This is a genomic window from Meiothermus ruber DSM 1279, assembly GCF_000024425.1.
Lineage (GTDB): Bacteria > Deinococcota > Deinococci > Deinococcales > Thermaceae > Meiothermus > Meiothermus ruber.
Map to the genome: position 1 here is coordinate 778,507 of NC_013946.1, position 17,179 is coordinate 795,685.

At 64.0% G+C, this 17,179-nt stretch carries 11 protein-coding genes; 3 read left to right on the forward strand and 8 right to left on the reverse strand.

What is annotated here, in order from left to right; all coding sequences use genetic code 11:
- Positions 1-136 precede the first annotated feature (136 nt).
- Entirely contained in the window at positions 137-1,420 is a 1,284-nt protein-coding gene (locus MRUB_RS04015; protein ID WP_013013076.1) for an NAD(P)/FAD-dependent oxidoreductase, read from the forward strand.
- A gap of 228 nt (positions 1,421-1,648) precedes the next feature.
- Here MRUB_RS04015 and MRUB_RS04020 read toward each other — a convergent pair whose 3' ends face one another.
- From MRUB_RS04020 to lysA, 6 genes are all read right to left on the reverse strand, one after another.
- A complete protein-coding gene (locus MRUB_RS04020) occupies positions 1,649-2,416 on the reverse strand; it encodes a LamG-like jellyroll fold domain-containing protein (protein WP_013013077.1) in 768 nt (255 codons plus the stop codon).
- 1 nt (position 2,417) lies between these two features.
- The gene (locus tag MRUB_RS04025; RefSeq protein ID WP_013013078.1) at positions 2,418-3,533 is read right to left on the reverse strand and encodes a hypothetical protein; all 1,116 of its coding nucleotides are present in this window, start codon (positions 3,531-3,533) and stop codon (positions 2,418-2,420) included.
- A 143-nt stretch (positions 3,534-3,676) separates the two neighbouring features.
- Positions 3,677-4,993: a S8 family peptidase gene (locus tag MRUB_RS04030; protein ID WP_015586431.1), complete on the reverse strand. Its 1,317-nt coding sequence runs from the start codon at positions 4,991-4,993 to the stop codon at positions 3,677-3,679.
- A gap of 63 nt (positions 4,994-5,056) precedes the next feature.
- A complete protein-coding gene (locus MRUB_RS04035; RefSeq protein ID WP_013013080.1) occupies positions 5,057-6,307 on the reverse strand; it encodes a hypothetical protein in 1,251 nt (416 codons plus the stop codon).
- A gap of 134 nt (positions 6,308-6,441) precedes the next feature.
- The gene (locus MRUB_RS04040) at positions 6,442-8,139 is read right to left on the reverse strand and encodes a tetratricopeptide repeat protein (protein ID WP_013013081.1); all 1,698 of its coding nucleotides are present in this window, start codon (positions 8,137-8,139) and stop codon (positions 6,442-6,444) included.
- A gap of 417 nt (positions 8,140-8,556) precedes the next feature.
- Entirely contained in the window at positions 8,557-9,732 is a 1,176-nt protein-coding gene (lysA, locus tag MRUB_RS04045; protein ID WP_015586433.1) for a diaminopimelate decarboxylase, read from the reverse strand.
- Here lysA and MRUB_RS04050 point away from each other — a divergent pair.
- Both MRUB_RS04050 and MRUB_RS04055 read left to right on the forward strand, forming a co-directional pair.
- Positions 9,731-10,438: a gamma-glutamyl-gamma-aminobutyrate hydrolase family protein gene (locus tag MRUB_RS04050; protein WP_013013083.1), complete on the forward strand. Its 708-nt coding sequence runs from the start codon at positions 9,731-9,733 to the stop codon at positions 10,436-10,438. The two genes, lysA and MRUB_RS04050, sit on opposite strands and share 2 nt — an antisense overlap.
- Positions 10,439-10,617: 179 nt before the next feature.
- The gene (locus MRUB_RS04055) at positions 10,618-13,281 is read left to right on the forward strand and encodes a coiled-coil domain-containing protein (protein WP_013013084.1); all 2,664 of its coding nucleotides are present in this window, start codon (positions 10,618-10,620) and stop codon (positions 13,279-13,281) included.
- Between the two features lie 10 nt (positions 13,282-13,291).
- Here MRUB_RS04055 and MRUB_RS04060 read toward each other — a convergent pair whose 3' ends face one another.
- On the reverse strand, positions 13,292-15,199 hold the full coding sequence (locus tag MRUB_RS04060) for an ABC transporter ATP-binding protein (protein ID WP_013013085.1): 1,908 nt from the start codon (positions 15,197-15,199) through the stop codon (positions 13,292-13,294).
- A gap of 152 nt (positions 15,200-15,351) precedes the next feature.
- The gene (locus MRUB_RS04065; RefSeq protein WP_013013086.1) at positions 15,352-17,070 is read right to left on the reverse strand and encodes an ABC transporter ATP-binding protein; all 1,719 of its coding nucleotides are present in this window, start codon (positions 17,068-17,070) and stop codon (positions 15,352-15,354) included.
- Positions 17,071-17,179 lie beyond the last annotated feature (109 nt).

Consider the following 17,179-nt stretch of genomic DNA (forward strand, 5'->3'; position numbering starts at 1 on the left):
GTATTATTTCTGCCAGAATAGCCCCTGACGCTAGAAGGTGAGGTAAGCCCCTGAACTTCTTGTGAAAAGAAGTACAATCAAACAAGGGGACAAAAGTCCTCAGCGGGTTGAGGCGGAGTTCCCAGGGAGGCATTGGATGGCGAATAAACACGTGGTGGTGCTGGGGGCTGGCTTTGCTGGCTTACACGCGGTGCGCGAGCTTTCCCGCGAACCAGGGGTGCGGGTCACGCTGGTAGACCGTAATAACTATCATCTGTTCCAGCCGCTCTTGTACCAGGTAGCCACCGCTGGCCTCGAGGCCCCCCAGATAGCTTTTCCCATACGAGCCTTCCTCCGCAAACACAAGAACGCCCGCTTTTTACTGGGCTCGGCCGAGGGTGTAGATCCCCGGGCCAGGGTCTTGTGGGTGGAAGGCCGGCCCATCACCTACGACTATCTGATTGTGGGCACCGGCGCCCGCACCAACGACTTTGGCCTGCCGGGCGTGGCCCGGTATGGCTACGGCCTTAAAAACCTCGACGACGCCATGAAGATCCGTGATCGGATTCTCTCGGCCTGCGAGGAGGCGGTGCGCACCCCCGACCCCGCACGGCGCAAGGCGCTACTGACCTTTGTGGTGGTGGGGGGTGGGCCCACCGGGGTGGAGCTGGCGGGGGCGCTGGGGGAACTGCGCCGCCACGTGGCCTCGAGGGACTACCCCGACCTCGACCTGTCGGAGTTTCGGGTTGTGCTGATCGAGGCCGGCCCCCGCCTGCTGGAGGCTTTTGCGCCTTCGTCGGCCCAGTACGCGCAGCGCTTCCTGGAAAAGCTGGGGGTGGAGCTGATGCTGGGCGAGCAGGTGGTGGAAGTGACCCCCAATGCCGTCCGGCTGCGAAGCGGCCTTAACCTGCCCTGCTTTACCGTGGTCTGGAGCGCTGGGGTGACGGGGCAGGTGCTGCCTGGGCTAACCCCGGCTCGAGGAAACCGCATAGCCACCACCCCGGAGCTTTATGTGCCCGATTACCCCTCGATTTATGTGGTGGGAGACTTGAATTATCTGGAATACCGCGATGGCCGCCCCCATCCCCAGGTGGCTCCTGCGGCCATGCAGCAAGGGGCGCTGGCTGCTCGCAATATCCTGCGTGAGTTGCATGGTCAGGAGAAACGACCTTTCAAATACAAGGAAAAAGGCAGCATGGCTACCCTGGGGCGCAGCCACGCCATCGCCGAGATCGGCAACCTGAAGATGCGCGGCTTCCCGGCCTGGGGGGCCTGGCTGGCGGTGCACCTTTACTACCTGATCGGTTTCCGTAACCGCATGATGGTGCTTTCCAACTGGGCTTATAGCTACTTCACCTACGACTATGCGGTGCGGATTATGCACAACCGCCACAGCTTTGCAGAGCAAGGTGAGCCGGTGGGGGATTCGGTGCGGCTATAAATATAGACTGGCACGGTTGTATTAGGGTTAGGATGGTGCCTGCAACAACCCCTTAGCCCTGGCCCTTTACTTGAGGAGCGAGGTCGGCCAGTTCGAATATGATCTTGCTTCAATAAGCTCAGCGACGTGCTACGAGGTTGTTTACAAACCGATATTGAGAAACAACAAGAAAGGCCCACTGGCTGAGGGTGGGCCTTTTGCTGAGATTTGCAGGCTGTTGGTGCTGCGTTACTGTCCGCTGAATCCGGCGGGGATCTCGCTCAGGCGCACCTCGTCCAGAGCGATCTCGCAATGGAACAGCCCGCTTGGAGCCTGGTGCATAGCCCCCATCCAGAGGGCGATGGCGTTGGTCAGGCCGGTGGGGGCGGTAAAGGTGCCCGCGGGCGTTCCGTTTACGAAGAAGGCCCCCAGGCTGCCGTCCACCCTGACCTTTAGCTCCGTCCAGGTGCCGGTGTTATTGTTGGGGTCATAGTTGGCGGGGAAGGGTGTTGTTCCGGTGAAGGTCATGCCATTCAAACGCACCACCGGGCGCACCTGGCCTAGGCCCACGCCCTCTAGGTAAAGGGCGTAGCCCGTCCCCGTGTTTGGATCCCACTTGTCCACCACCGGGTAGTAGGCCCCCACCCCGCACTGCACCGGGGCTACCCAGGCTTCCATAACGAATCGGGCCGGGGTGAGGTCAGGGGTGCTGGGCACCTCCACATAGCTATCCCCGTTCCCTGGGAAGTACAGCGCGCCACCGGAATGCCCAGGCACCCTCCAGGGGCCGCCTGGGTTGAAGGGGTTTTGCACAGCCCCGGGTTTGGGGAGGCCTGTGTTGTAGATGGGGTTCTGCACGGCGTCGGCCACGCTTGTAGCCCCTGGGAGCTCATCCAGGGGCCAATGGGCCACGGGGCAGGTAGGGCCAGTGCAGACCTGGGAGGGGCCGGTGCAGGCCACCAGAGCAGCGAGCAAGAGCAAGGCTCCGTGAACTTTGATCCAGGTGTGGATGAACATACTACCTCCGGATATCCTTTTTCTCAATGCCCCTAAGAGCTAACCCGCGAAAGGTGAGCCCCAGCATGGCATCGCCGTCCACTCGGTCTTCGATGATGAAGGAGACGGGAAGGGTTCCGCACGGGGGGCACTCGATGCTACTGGGTTCGCCCACCCGGTGGCGGGCTATTGTCTCTCCGGTTGTAAGATTCTGGAGCACCAAGTAGTACTCGGGCTCTTCCCGCACTAGCTTTGCTTCAGCAAGCAAGGAGGTATTCCCTTCTTCCCGCCAGTAGAGGATTCCTAAGGGTTGGCCCAGGTAGTCCTCGAGGGAGGAACTGCTCGGGACATTCGTGTAGGGAACCAGAGCTACTTGAATATCCCGGCGGAACAGGAGGGCCATTTCGCCGTTATTGATAAGGCCCTTCTTGGGGCCGACTTCAATAAGGGCCTTCAGACGATCCTTGAAGTTATCCAACGCAGGTAGGTTCAGGTTCATCGGTTGGAGGGGCAGGTCGCTGGGCAGCTCGCCTTCAACATGGGCAATGACCCGCGCGGGGTTGAAGTACTGGCACCCATCGAAGACATAGGTGTTGCCCCACTTTCTCCAGCTCACCAGAGGCCCGGTGAAACAAGGGTGGATTTGGGGCCCAGCCGTGGGCACTCCCGCGGTCAGGCCGAGGGGTAGGGTTTGCACGGCCCGACCCCCTTGGCCTTGGGCACCGTACCAGTTCATTACCCGTTGGCCGTTCGTGCTCGAGGGTTTGCCGATTGCCGAGCCCGGGCTGCTGCACTTACCGGTGCTTGAACACTTGATGGTGATGGTTACGATACCTCCCAGACCGTAGCCGTTGGCGTCCGAGTCGTTGGGCCCCAGGTGTGCTAAGACCTGAGTTTCCTCGCTATCGGAAACCACGGTGGCGACGGTGGAGTAGTTCGAGGCTTGGGGGTGGAGGCTGACAGGTACCACATCCGAGAACGCGGTAAGCGCCTGCCCGACGAGGGTTCCGGCCTCCTCTAAAGTTGCTTGGGCATTACGTTGGACATCCTCAATAGAGCTTGAGCCGGCGGGGTTTGAGCAGCCTCCCAGGACGAGGGCCGCGGGTAACGCGAGGGCTATAGCTATTTTTCTAAGCATTCAGGACTCCTTTCTGAAGCTTTTCAAGCCTCGAGCCCGAATGTAGCAACCCCCCTCTTAACCAGGTCTGAACCGGTCATGAACTCCCTTCGGCAAAAAAGCATCCCGGGGGCTGCGTAGCCCCCGGGGCAGAAGGGCTCTGTTCAGGGTTTTTGGGAAAGATCCACCATCCCCTTGCCCACCTCCTGGGGTGGGTAGGGCAGGGATCTGGCGTGCTGCTCGAGGTTCTGCTGAAGCTGGGCGGGGGAGAGGTTTGGGTCGGTGGAGAGCCACAGGGCCATGGCCCCGGCCACGATGGGGGTGGCGAAAGAGGTGCCGGTACAGCTTCCCAGCCCCCCGCCCGGGGTCACACACTCGAGGGCCGTGCCCGGCGCCGCCAGATCCACGTAGGCCCCACGGGTGCTGTAGGGGGCGGGCTTCAAACCCCCCTGGGTGGGGTTTTGCTCCAGCGCTCCCACCGCTACCAGCCCCGGTAGGTCGAAGGCCGCCGGGTAGTGGGCGGGGCTGCCCTGGTTGCCCTGGTTGCCCGCGGCGGCCGCCACCGGAATCCCCTGGCCCAAAGCGGCCTGCAGGGCGAGCTTGAGGGCTTCCACCGGGGTGTCGCCCCCCAGGCTCAGGTTCAGCACGGTGGGGCCCTGGCGGTTCTGCACCACCCAGCACACCCCCCGCACCACCCGGCTGGCCCGGCAGATCCCATTCTGATCGCAGACCCGCACCGGTATAATCTCCGCTCCAGGGGCGATCTCCCGCACCAGCCCGGCTGCACCCGTGCCATGACCACCGGGGAAGGCATCCTGTGGCGTGGTATCGCCCTCTACAAAGTCGTAACCGGGGAGCTGGGGGATGGCCCCGTCCACCCCGGTGTCCAGCACCGCTACCCGCACCCCACGGCCCTGCACCCCCCGGCTATGGGCCAGCGGGGCTCCTACGGCCTCGCCACCCCAACTGCTCAGGCTCCACAGGCTTTCGGGATCGGCTTTGTAACTGGGATCCTGGGCTTCCAGCTCCTCCAGGGCCTTGCCCAAAGTATCGCCGCTGTAGCCCAGTTCAGCCAGGGCAAAGCCGCAGTCCTGAAGATCGTCCCTTTGAAGCAGCGTAAAGCCCGTGGGCAGGCGGGGGGTCTGGCCTAAAGGCAGCCGCAGCAGCACCCGATCAGGGGCCACCTGGCCCAGCACCCCCAGGGTGGCGCGGGCCTCCTGCGCCCCCCGCACCACCCGCACCTCCTGAGGGCCGCCGGGAAGGTTGGCAGGCACCTGGAAGCGCAGGGTAGTAGCCTCACGAAGGGTGACCGCGGCCTCGGTCTCGCCCACAAACACCCGCGCCCCCTCCGCACTCATCCCCTCCAGCCGGGCCTCTACCTCCTCCCCCAGCGCGGCCCGGCTGGGGGAGAGGCTCAGGCTGGGTGGTGTGGGTGTGCAGGCTGGAACCAGCAGCACCAGAAGGTAGAGCCATTGACGCATGAAACACCCCATCGCTGTATAAAATGCTGCACCCGCTCAGATCCAGGATCCAGGTGGGCATGGCTAGGGCAGGTTGATGTTACCGCCACCCACAGTGTAGCTGCTGGTAAAGGCCCGGGCCGACCGCAGATAATCCCCGGCTGCAAAGGAGAGCAGGGCACTTTCATCTGCCACCAGAATAGGTTTGCTGCTCAGCAGGGCCGTTACCTCAAAAGTACCGCTGCCCGAGGACGGTGCGGTGTAGCCCAGCAGGCCGGAGGCCGAAAGGTCGGGCAGGCTGTAGTTTGTTGTATTTCCCAGCCAACCATTGCTTAGTGTGGCAGTGTAGTAAATCTGGGCTGGTATTTGAAGACCGATCTGGTAGGCCCGCAGGTCATTACCGGGATAGGAGAGGCCGCTGATGCTGGGGTGGGCGGTCTGGTTCACGGCGAGGCTACCGACGGACCATGGCGCGGGGAAGGCCAGGCTGGGTGTGCCGGTGAAAAATTGGAAGCTTTGCAGCTCGCCGTTGGTCGCTGCAGCTGTAAGAAGGGCCGTGTAGCGATCCCCACCGCCAGATCCGCTCACGGGCCGGTAGCTGGTAGGAGAGGCGTTCACACCACCCCCGCCCGTGTTGCTGGCGCTTGCATAAAAGATCAGGGCAGCGGGGAAGCTGCTGTAGCCCGAAGGTGGGGTGGGCAGGGTAAAGCTGACGGGGTTCTGCTGGTCGGCAGATGCCAGGTCGACGTTGGTGCTGCCGCCCGCACTCACGTTCACGCCCTTGACCACCTTGGCTACCTTGACCATATTGCTACTATCGGCCAGGACAATCAAAAGATCCCGGGTGCCAGCCTCGAGGTTGAGGGGGATGGAAACAGTATTGCTTGCGCTCTGGCAATTAGTGCTGTTCACGCACACATTGTCCCCGCTCGCCAAGAGACTTGCATCGATGCTCACGTTTACGGTAAAGGCGACGGTGGAAGGGGTACTACTGCTACTGCTGCATTCCAGCTTGGGGTTGGGAAGTTCGCTCGCTGTGGCCTGGATGACCTTAACCACCAGGCTGCTGCAGCGCACTGCCACCCCGTACTTGCTCTGCCCGTTCAGGCTGAAGGTGGCGGTTTTGGTGGTGGTGCCCGTCATGCTGAGGGCCTGCCAGCTCCCCGAGCCCACCTGGTAGGCGGCGGTGTTGAAGTTGCCCAGGGGGTCTTCCACAGTGAGGGTGATGCTGCTGGGCGGTGGGGTGGAGCTAGAACCACCGCCGCCGCCGCAAGCGGCCAGCAGGGTAACCAGAAGACCTAGAGAGAAAAGGCCTATCACTCTTGAGGTGTGCATCGATATACCTCCTTTCTTTAGTACGTGCCCACGACAAGACCAGGCAATGGACTGTGGAATACAGGGTCGTGCTATGGTTTGGGCCTGGCCAGGCCTGGCCTGCCGTGGGCAGCGGTAGGTTAGCAAAGGAGGTCTTAACTAGGTCTGAATTCCGCCAGCCGGTTCCGGTAACGCTCGGCCAGCACGGTGTAGCGGGCTTCCTCCAGCAGGGTGATGGCCTCCTCCAGGCTGGCCCGCTCACCGGTGAGTTCGGCCAGGTTGGCCAGCACCGCTGCGGTCAGCACCCACTCCTGGCCCGCCCGGGCCAGCCGCAGGGCCTCCTGATAGGCAGTTTTGGCCTCGGCGGCTTTACCCTGGCGGTGGTAGAGCGCTCCCAGGTTGTTCCAGGCCCGTCCCATGGCCTCGAGGTTGCCCTGGGCCAGGGCCAGCGACTCGCGGTAGAGCTGTTCGGCCTCCTCGAGCCGCCCCTGGCGCTCCCGCACCACCCCCAGGTTGAGGTAGACCCTAGCCCGCAAGCCCTCCCGCGCTCCAATGGCTGCCAGAACCTCGGCAAAGGCCTCCTCTCCCTGGCCCAGCTCGGCCAGCGCCACCGCCCGGTTGCTCAGGGCCCCCAGGTGGCGCACCTCCTCCCCAGCCATCAAAAAGCGCACCGCCGCCCGGCTAAAGGCTTCAGCGGCCTCCTGGAAGCGGCCCTGGCCCAGGAGCATCATCCCCTGCAGGTTGAGCCCCTCGGCCTGGGCGAACAGGCTGCCTTCCGCGGTGGCCTCGGCCTCGGTGCGGGCCTCGGCTAGGTGTCCTAGCCGTAGCAACACGCTCCCGCGCAGGGCGCTGCGATCGGGGCTGGGTGGCAGTTCGTCCAGAAGTTCCAGGGCTTCGCGGTAGCGCCCCAGCCGCTCCAGGGCTCGAGCCCGCAAGAAAAGCAGCTCCGCATCGGCGGCTAGATCGGCCAGCAAAGCCAGCGCCTCCTGGGGCCGCTCATCCACCAGGTTGCGGGCCAGGCGCAAAAGCGCCAGGCGGCCCCTGGCGCGGTCGGCTTCTTCCCAGTGTGCACGGGATGCTTTATATAAAGGTGCGGCCTCGCCCAAAGGAAGCTGGCGGGCCAGCTCGAGGGCCACCTTGCGGGCCTGCAGATTGGGGGGGGCTGTTACCAAAGGCCGCCCCTGGGCATCCAAAAGCCCCTGGTTGATTAGAAAATCCAGCGCTTCCACCGGTATACTCAGGAGTTCTATGGCCTTGCTCAGGCCCACCCACTGCACCGCGAAAAAGGCCCGCTGAACTTCGGGCGGGAATGCCCTTAGCTGGGGCTTCTCATCCACCACCTCGAGCACACCGGGCAGCTCGAGGGCGCTTTGTAGCAAAGCCTCCCCCTCCTCCGACCAGCCCAGACCAGCCAGCGCCTCAGCCTGTCGCTGGTGCGCCTGCCAGAGGGCCAGGGCCAGGGCCTCGCGCTTGCTCCAGACCCACTCCTCGAGCTCAGGGGAAAGCCCCTCGTCTGCGCCTTCCAGGAAACGGCCTCCATAAAGCTGGCGGGCCTCATCCAGCTTCCCCTGGGCCAGGGCTTTTTGCAGCTCCAGCGCATCGCAAGGTACCGCGGTGCTGAGTATCTCCTCGCCGGTTACCGGCAGGCCGGCCGAGCGCAGCCGGCTCAATGCAACCGATAGGCTGTTCAGACCATCGCTGGCCCCCGGCCAGAATAGCTCGGCCAGGTGGCGGCGCGACCGGGGCCCCTCCAGGCATAGATAAGCCAGCAGCAGCAGGGGTTTCTTTTGAAAAGGATTGCGGTGGTTGGGCGGGTTGTGCTCGAGCGCTAACTTCCCCAGGGTGCGCAACATGGCCTCTCCAAACCATTAAAAACTAAAAACGCCAGCCAGGGGTTCGCACCAGCCAGCGAAAATCCACCCAGACACCCCACCATCCTGCGCCTGAATCCCCGCTGCCAACCCTACCTTGACTCAAAGCAACCACCTCCTTGGGTTTGGTCGGTACTTTAACGCATTTATTACCATATGCTTTTTGATCCCTCTGCGCTGTTCGTATGCACCATACCTTGGCGGGTCGAACTGCCCCGGCTCGAGCTTTACCCCGACTTTGCCGCAGCCCGATGGGGGTGATGGGAACCCACCTTTTCAGCCAGTTCAGCGGGGCTGGAGCTTCCCGGTGCTCCTTTCTTTGCGGGCGCGCTGGCAGTTGGCGTTGGCCTACCGGGTGCTAAGGCGAACCACCGGTTGAAGGGCCTCCTGCCCGACAGGCTACAGTTCGTCTTCCAGCAGGGCTTCCCAGCTTTGCCGCCGGCGGATTACCTCCCAGCCCTGGCCCGTCCACAAGAGCTCGAGGGGGCGGGGGGTGTCGAGGTAGTTGCTACTCATGCTACCGGCATAGGCTCCGGCTTGCAGTATAGCCAGCAGATCGCCCTCCCTGGGTTCGGGCAGGGTGATGTCGCGGGCCAGCACATCGCCCGACTCGCAGGCGGGGCCGGCCAGGTCGTAGGTGGCTTGGCGGGGGTTGTGGTACAGCGGCTCCACCGGGTGTATTGCACCATAAAGCATAGGCCGGATCAGCTGGCTCATACCGGCGTCTATCAGCAGGTAGTTGCGCCGGGTGCGCTTGGTGCCCCAGCAGCGCGTGACCAGCACCCCGGCCTCTGCGACCAGGTAGCGGCCCGGCTCGATCCACAGCTCTGCGCCGTGTTTGTGGGCCAGGGCGGCCGCCTGTGCCCCCAACGCACCCAGGTCGAGGCCCAGCCCAAAGCCCCCGCCCAGGTTCATGACCTCAAAGGGGCCATGGGTGCGGTAAAGCCCGTCCATCACCCGGTAGCCCGCCTGGTAGTCTTCGGGGTGCTCCAGGGCCGAACCCAGGTGGATGTGCAGGCCCAGCACCTCGAGGCGGCTCCGGCGGGCCAGTTCCAGGGCCGGCCCCACTTCCTCGGGCAGGATGCCAAACTTGCTCTCGCCACGCCCAGTGGCCAGGTGGTCGTGGGTGACGATGGGCAGGTCGGGGTTGACCCGTAAGAGGACGCGGGCCCTGGGCAGTAGCCTCGAGGCTCGCTCGAGGTCGGCCAGGGAGTCGAGGCCCAGCATCGGAAGGCCAATGCGGTTCAGCGCTTCTAGCATGGCCGGTGTTTTGACCGGCCCATTCAGCAAGACCTCGTTGCGGCGAAAGCCGGCCTGGTAGGCCCGCAACACCTCCCCCAAGCTGACCGCTTCCACAAAGACGCCCCGCTCCAGGAAGCGCTTGAGGAGGCCCAGGCGGGGGTTGGCCTTGATGGCATAAAAAATTTCGGTTTGTGGAAAGGCTTTTTGCAGGCGCTCGAGGCGCTCTTGGATGGTGGGCCAGTCGTAGGCGTAAAAAGGCGTCTCAAACTGAGAGGCGGCTTCTAGCAGGGCCTCTTTAAACTCGGGCCGCAGGGCGGTGTAGGATTGGGACATGCTCATCGGTGTAACCCCTCAGTCGCGCAACACAGAAGGTCTTTTTCGCACCAGAATCTGGGGCCTGCTCGAGCCCTATGTGCGGGCCCTGGAAAGCCAGGGTGCCAGCATTGTAATCCTACCGCCCCAGGCCGATGACAGGCTGCCCGCTCTGCTACGCCAACTGGATGGCGTGCTGCTGCCGGGCGGCGTGGATGTGGATCCGGCCCAGTTTGGCGAAGAACCCATCCCCGAGCTGGGAGAGGTGAGCCTCGAGCGCGACGCCATCGAGCTGTTTGTGGCCCGTTATACCGCCCAGCACGGCATCCCCACCCTGGGGATCTGCCGCGGCATCCAGGTGATGAACGTGGCCCTAGGCGGTAGCCTGTACCAGGATCTGTCTGCGCAAGGCTTTCGCACCGTGCAGCACAGCCAGAAAGCCGAGCCACCGGTGCTGGGGCATAGCCTCGAGCTGGTTGGGCCCAGCCCCCTGGATAAGCTGTTTGAGGGCCGTTTCCGGGTCAACTCCTACCACCATCAGGCCCTCAGGGATCTGGCCCCCGGTCTGCGGGCGGTGGCCGCTGCGCCGGATGGCATCGTGGAGGCGGTGCTGCTCGAAGGCCATCCGTTCTACCTGGGGGTGCAGTGGCACCCTGAGCTGCTGCCTGCGCAATGGGGTGTTTTCCGCCTGCTGGTCGAGGCAGCCGCCAGCCAGCGGGCTCGCTGAGCAAGAGACGGCGGCCCCGCAATACCCACAGGGAATTGCGCCGGGCGTGTGCTTGCTGCTGCAGAATGGTGATGGGATGTTTGGGTTTGGTGTAAACCCGCTGCACAGACTGGCCGGGTGGTGTTTTGAACCATCTGGCAACACGATTCACGGTACACTGGGCGGAGAACGGGTATTGTATGGTTTTGACGGGAGGTCAGGGCTTGTCGCTGTATCAGACTCTCAGTAAATCCCTCGAGCCGGTGCTGGGGGATCGGGCCCGGGTGGTGCTGGAAGAGGGGGTTCGTCGGCTGGGCACCAGCCCGGATAAGCTCGACGCATCCGAGGCCGAGACCATTCTCAAGCGCCTGGTGTATCGCGAACTTCAGGCCAAAATGAGCCCCAGTGCGGCCCGCAGCCATATCGAGGAGCTGCTTAAAACGCTGGGGCTGAGTGGGGAGAAAACCGCCAAAGCCGCCACCGGCGGATTGTCGGCGCATGCCCAGGGGGTGCTGGCGGAGCTCGAGGCCGGCCTGAAGCGCTTTAGCCTGTACCTGGACTGGCCCGAGGTTGGACGCCTGCGCGGTCTGGTCAACGCGATTAGGCAAGACCCTGAGGCTGCCGCGGCGCGCACTTTGTTGCGTGAGGGGCAGGAGGTGCTGGCCCAGCTCGAGGAGAAGCTCCAGGCGGCTTTGCTGCGCCAGACCCGGGATATTGCCGAGCTGGAGATGAGCTTGTCACGAGTGCAGAGCGTGGGTGGGGCCAAGGTGCGCCGCCTGGAAAACCTGATCCGGATTATCCAGGAGGCCCACGCCCAGGAAACCCTGGCCACCGCCGAGGTGGAGCGAGCCCGTGCCCTGGCGGCGGATATGCGCAAGCTGGTGGAGTCCTCGGTGGTGCAAAACCCCACCGGCGAGGCCGCTATTACCCTGGACACCATCGAGGAAATCGTACCGACCGAGCCGCAGGTGGTGCTCAAAGACCCCACCATCGAGGCGCCGGTGGTGCTGGAGGAGGCCAGCGACGGCTTCGACGATGAAGCCCTGGTGATCGACCTCGACTTTGAGGCCCTGACCTCCGAGCAGTTGTCGCGCATCCGCGAGATTGACGTGGCCGAGGACGCCCGCCGGCTGGAGTCGCTCAAAGAGCGCTATATGGCTGTGCTGAACCAGCCCAGTGTGGCCGATGAGCTGGCCGAACTGGAAGCCGAGCTAGCGGCCGGCAATCCTTTGGGCGAGCGTCTGGATGCTTTTGCTGAGCTGCTCAAGGCCGCGCAGCAGGAGGCTTTAACCGAAGCCCGGGTGCGCTACGAGTGGCTGGCCGACCGCCTGGGCCGCCTCGAGCTGCCCTCCGAGCGAACCGCCCCCCTGCAGGCGCGCTTGATGGTCGCCCTGGAAACCTTGCAGGCTGGCGGGATTCCCCAGGAGCTGGCCGAACTGGAGCGCAACCTGGAGAGCCTCGAGGCCGAAGAGAAGGCCAACCGCGAAAACCAGGCCCGCCGGGCCCGCCTCGAGGCCGCGCTGGCTACTTTGCGCACCGAGGCCGAACATGCCCTGTCGCCCTTCCGTGGGCGGGCCCAGGTGGAGTCTTTCCTGACGGCCCTGGCCGCTCCGGATATCTCCGAGGCGGCCTTGAGCACCCTGCGCCAGGAGCTTTCCGACCTGCTCTCCCAGCTGGCCCGGGAGCGCGAGGAGGAAAGCCTCAAACGCATGGGTCTGCGGGCGAGCGTGCAGGCTTTGCCCAGCCTCGAGCCCCTCGAAGCCGATAAAAAGCACCTGTTGCAGCAGCTCGAGCAGGGGTTGGGTAGCCTGGCCGAGCTTGAGGCGGCGGTGCAGGCCCTGGTGGAGCGCGCCCGGGGGCTGGTGCTAAGCCGGCTGGAGGCCCTCGAGGCCCGTATCCAGCACCTCGAGCGCGTCCTCAAAGAATCCCTGATCGAACTCAAAAAACCCTTGCAGGCCAACCGCGAGGCCCTGGCCCAGGGGCGTATTGCCGACCCCAGCCCGCTGGAGCAGGCCCTCGACGATCTGGTAGCGGCCCGGCGGGCTTCCATCGCCGAGGAACTCTCGCGCTACGAGGCCGTGGCCCGCAGCATGAAGGGCCTGGGGGGTGAGGAGCTCGAGGCTAAAGTGGCCCAAGCCCGAACCCACCTCCAGGCCGGCGAACTGCCCGACCTGAGCGAGATTCACATGCTTCTGGGCCGTCTGCGCCGGGCCCAGGAGACGCTGCGGGCCGACCTGGGCGCGCGCATTGGAGCCTTGCTCGAGGCCTACGCTGTGCACAAAGGGGTGGGGGGCGAAACCGCCCTGCGCCTCAAGCCCTTGTGCGACTTCCTGCAGTCGGCGGCTGAGCGCCTACCCCGCCTGGGGGTCAGCGGCTTGCTCGAGGTGCGACGGGCTTTGGAGGAAGCCGAGCGCCTCGAGGCGCAGCTAGCCCAAGAGTACGAGGCGGCCCAGAGCGTGCTGCAAGAACTCAAAGGGGCCGACCTCGAGTCCTTGCTGGACGTGTTCGAGGCCCCCAGCCCACCGCCCTCGCCCCAGCCCGCTACCCTCCCCGAGCCCGAGGCGCTGAGGCAGTTCCGGATACGCGGTGTGGAGGCCGTGGCCCTGGTTGAAGGGGGGCAGGTGGTGGCCGGTGGCCTGCCTTTTGCCCCCAGGAGCGCCCAGGTGGTCTTCGACGACCTGATCAACCTGGCCAACGAACTCTCGGGACAACCGGCCCGCCTGTCGGTGATATCCCTCCCCCAGTGGGTGCTGGTGCTGGTGCCCTTGAAGCAAAAAGGCCTGGTGATCTTGGCAGAAAAAGCCCTTCTATCGCGCCTGCTGGCCCTCATCGAGCGCCAGCGCGATGCGCTGGAGGCGTTGTAGCCCCGCCCAATCAATCAGCGCCGCCGTGCACATACTGAAGCTCGTAGAGCTTGGCGTAGTAGCCGCCCTGTCTCAGCAGTTCGTCGTGGCTGCCCTCTTCCAGCAGCTTGCCCTTGCGGAAGACCAGAATCCGATCCACGTGGCGAATGGTCGAGAGCCGGTGGGCGATCACAATCGAGGTGCGGCCCTGCATGACCCGCTCGAGCACGGCCTGGATTTTCTGCTCGGTCTCGGAGTCCACGTTGGCGGTGGCCTCGTCCAGGATCAGCAGGATGTCGGGGTTGTGCAGGATGGCCCGGGCCAGGGCCAGCAACTGCTTCTGCCCGGTGGAAAGCCCCCCGCCGCGCTCGTGTAGAACGGTCTGGTAGCCCTGCGGCAGCCGCTGTATAAACTCGTCGGCCCCCACAAAGGCACACACTTCCTGGATGCGCTCCGGGGTAATCCGCTCGTCGCCCAGCCGCAGGTTCGACTCGATGGTGCCGCTGAACAAAAAGGGGTCTTGCAGCACGATGCCAATAGCCCGGCGCAGGTCGCGCTGCCGATAGTCCCGCACATCCAGGCCATCGATCTTGACCGCACCCTGCTGCACGTCGTAGAAGCGGGCGATCAGGCTGATTACGCTGGTCTTGCCCGCGCCGGTAGCCCCTACCAGGGCCACCTTCTCGCCGGGCCGCACGCGGAAGCTCACCCCCCGCAGCACCCAGTCCCACTCACCCTCTTCAGGGGTGGTGGGCTCGAGCACCTCGAGGCTCGAGGCCGAGGGGGGCGTGTCGGCCGCACCCTGCTCTGCTGACTCGCTGGCTTGGGGCTTGCGCTCCCCCCGCCGGCCATAGGCAAACCAGACGTCCTCAAAGTCAATCTGGCCCCTGAAGCGCTCGACCGGTAGCGCCCCCGGCTTGTCGGCCACCTCTTCTTTGGTATCCAGCAGGCCAAAAATGCGCTCTGCCGAGGCCATGGCGGCCTGGAAGATGTTGAACTTTTCGGAAAGGTCTTGCAAGGGCTGGAAGAGCTGGCGCACATAATCGGTGAAAGCCACCAACAAGCCCAGGGTAATGGCCTGCTGTATGACCTGCCCGCCCCCGTACCACAGCACCAGGGCCACCGTGAACTCGCCCATAAGGCCCACCAAAGGGAAAAACAGGGCAAACCACTTGATGATCTCCACCCAGGCCCTGCGCAAATCGCTGGAGAGCAGGTTGAACTGCGCTTCGTTCTTGGGCTCCCGGTTGAAAAGCTGGGTGGTCTGGACGCCGGCCAGGTTTTCCTGCAGCGAAGCATTAACCTTGGACAGCCGCAGCCGCATGGCCCGGTAGGCCTCGCGCATCCCACCCCGGATCCAGGTGGTCACGGCCAGGAAGATGGGCATGATGGCAAAAGCCACCAGGGCCAGGCGCCAGTCCAGCACCAGCATGAAGACCATCAGGCCGATAATCAGGGCGAAGTCGGCAATCAGCCCCACCAGCCCGCCGGTGATGAACTGGTTGATGGCGTCCACATCGGAGGTGATGCGGGTCATCAGGCGGCCCACGGGGTTGCGGTCGAAGTATCCCAGGTGCATGCGCTGGAGCTTGGCGAAAATCTCCGAACGCAGGTCAAAGAGGATGTGTTGCCCCACCCAGCTAATCAGGTAGGTTTGCGCGTAGTTGGCGATAAAGTCCACCACCCGCACCGCCAGAAAAACAGCGCAGACCAGCAACAGGGTCTCGTAGCGCTGGGCCAGGGGGAGCGCCTCGCGCGGCACGATGGCGTTGTCAATGGCATACTTGAGGAAAAGTGGGGTCGAGGCAGCGGTAAGGGTGCTCACCACCAGCGCCAGCAGGGCCAGCCCCACCTGCTTCCAGTAGGGCCGTACGTATTTCAGGATGCGCCGGGCCAGCTTGGCATCAAAACTCTTCTTAAAGGCTTCTTCTTCGTGCATAAGGCTCCGCTGATAGTTGAGTACAGATGGCCGATTGCAGCTTTGCTAAGTGCTCTACCGCTAATTTTCCCTCATCCTGGGGCCTCCACGGGAAGTGCAAGTACGCTGTTTGCTGCCGATGAGTCAGGGGGCTGAAGCTTTCCCATGGGGGTTTAGTCCACCTCCGCTTGCAGGCGCTGGATGCGGTCGAGTTCGGCGTAGATGCCGCCTGCGGCCAGCAGCATCTCGTGGGTGCCTTCCTCTACGATTCTGCCGTGATCCAGCACCACAATCCAGTCGGCGTACTGCAAGGTGGAGGTGCGGTGGCCGATCAGGAGGGTGGTTTGCTGGCCCAGCACGCTTTTGAGCCCGGAGAGGATGCGCGACTCGGTCTCGGTGTCCACCGCGCTCATGGCGTCATCGAGGATTAGAATTTTCGGCCTGCGGGCCAGGGCCCGGGCCAGGGCTACCCGCTGGCGCTGCCCGCCCGAAAGGGTGACGCCGCGCTCGCCCAGCGAGGTTTCGTAGCCCTTAGGAAACCCCACGATGTCGTCGTGCACCCCGGCCAGCTTGGCGGCCCAGACGGCCCGCTCGAGGTCTACCGCCGGCAGCCCGAAGCAGATGTTCTCGGCCAGAGTTTCGGAGAACAGAAAGGGCTCCTGCGGCACCATGCCGATGGCCGTGCGCAGGGTGGTGAGCGGCAGCTCCTTTACATCGTAGCCTCCCACCAACACCCGGCCCGAGGTGGGATCCAGGATACGCGGAACCAGGCTCGCCAGCAGGCTTTTGCCGCTTCCGGTACGCCCGGTGATGCCCAGGGTGGTGCCCTCGGGGATGGTCAGGGTGATGCCGTCCAGCACCTTGCGCCCCCCTAGCTCGAGGCTGACCCCCTCAAACTTGATCTCCCCCGCCAGTTCCGAACCCTCCGCCACCCCGATCCCTTTAGATGGGGGAGCGGGCTCGGTAATCCGGGCCGGTTCACGCCAGAACTCCTCCAGCCGCTTGTAGCTGGTCGAGCCCCGCTGGAAGATGGTGAGGGTATAACCCAGGCCGATGATGGGCCAGCCCAGCATCATCAGGTAGGCGTTGAACTGCACGAATTGCCCGGCGGTCATCTCACCCCGGATGACCATGCCGCCCCCCATCCACAGCACAATGAGCGCGGCAAAGCCCATCATCAGGCCCATCAGGGCCCGCACCGGCCCGTCCACGCGGGTCAGGGCCAGGCTTTTGGCGATATAGTCCTTGTTGAGGGCCTGGAAGGCCTCGAGCTCGCGGTCTTCCAGGGCAAACCCCTTTACCACCCGGATGCCGGAGAAGTTTTCCTGTGCGCGGGTGGAAATCCGGTCGAAGGATTCCTGGCTTTCGCGGTAGCGTTGGTCAATCAGGCGCAGCACGTAGTACATCACCGCAAAAATGATGGGGAAGACCAGCGAGAGGGCCAGGGCCAGCGGCACGTTCACCAGGTACATGGCCGCAATGGCGAAGACCACAAACATCAGCAAGCGGCTGCCCATGTTGATACCGCCGCCCAGCATCTCACGCACCGCGCCCAGGTCGGTGGTGAACTTGTTCATCAGGTCGCCGATGCGGTTTCTGCTGTAAAAATAGCTGTCCAGCGAGAGGGCCTTTTTGAACAGATCCATGCGCAGGTCGTGCTCGATGTAGCGGCTGGCCACCACCAAAAGCTGCCGGTTGGCCCAGGAGAAAAAGGCCGAGGCCACCGCCGCGCCCAGAATGGCCCAGACCCAGACCAGGTAGGCCTCCCCAGCCCGGATGGCATCAATGGCGTGGCGCAAAAAGTAGGGCGACAACGACGAAGCCCCCACCGAGGCGATGCCGGCCAGCATGCCCCACAGGTACTGGGGGCCGTAGCGCCGCAGGTAGGGCATCAGGGCAATCAGCGGGCCGAAAACTGACCGGTCAGTTCTGGAGGATGTCTTAGAATGATCGGATGAGGGCATCTTTACCACTTTATTCCTCCCCAATAACCTGACTGTA